This is a genomic window from Methylobacterium sp. D54C (assembly GCF_053345595.1).
Genome location: NZ_JBKFAK010000112.1, coordinates 1 through 464, shown reverse-complemented (window position 1 = coordinate 464; position 464 = coordinate 1). Strand labels below are relative to the sequence as shown.

Annotated in this window: 1 protein-coding gene; it reads left to right on the top strand. The window is 61.6% G+C overall.

Annotation, left to right across the window (positions count from 1 at the left end; translation table 11 throughout):
* Positions 1–349, top strand: a 349-nt coding sequence (locus tag ACLBYB_RS32750; protein WP_447701372.1) for an integrase core domain-containing protein, incomplete at its 5' end; no start/stop codon positions are given.
* Positions 350–464: the final 115 nt, after the last annotated feature.

Below are 464 nucleotides of genomic sequence, written 5' to 3'. Positions count from 1 at the left end.
GATGTGTCTGCACGGCATCCCGGAGCACATCCGCTGCGATAATGGCCCTGAGATGATCTCGAAGGCGTTGCGCAAGTGGGTCGCCAAGACTGGCTCGCAGATCCAGTACATCGCGCCAGGATCCCCGTGGGAGAACGGCTACTGCGAGAGCTTCAACGGCAAGCTTCGTGACGAGTGCCTACGCCAAGAGATCTTCTACTCGCTGAAGGAGGCGCAGATCGTGATTGGTCTATGGCAAACCACCTACAACCGCGTCCGACCGCATTCTTCGCTGGGCTATCGGCCACCTGCGCCTGTCACCTTCCCGGATCTGGCCTTCCGGCTACCCTTGGCCGCCACCATGCAGTAGCCTCTTGTAACTTGATCCATCCCGCGTCGGGTATACTTCTCGGCGCGGTGGCGGGTGAGAGACCGTTAGCCTCTGGGGCCACCAAGCCCGCAAGTGAGCCAGGGTCCTCGCCCGC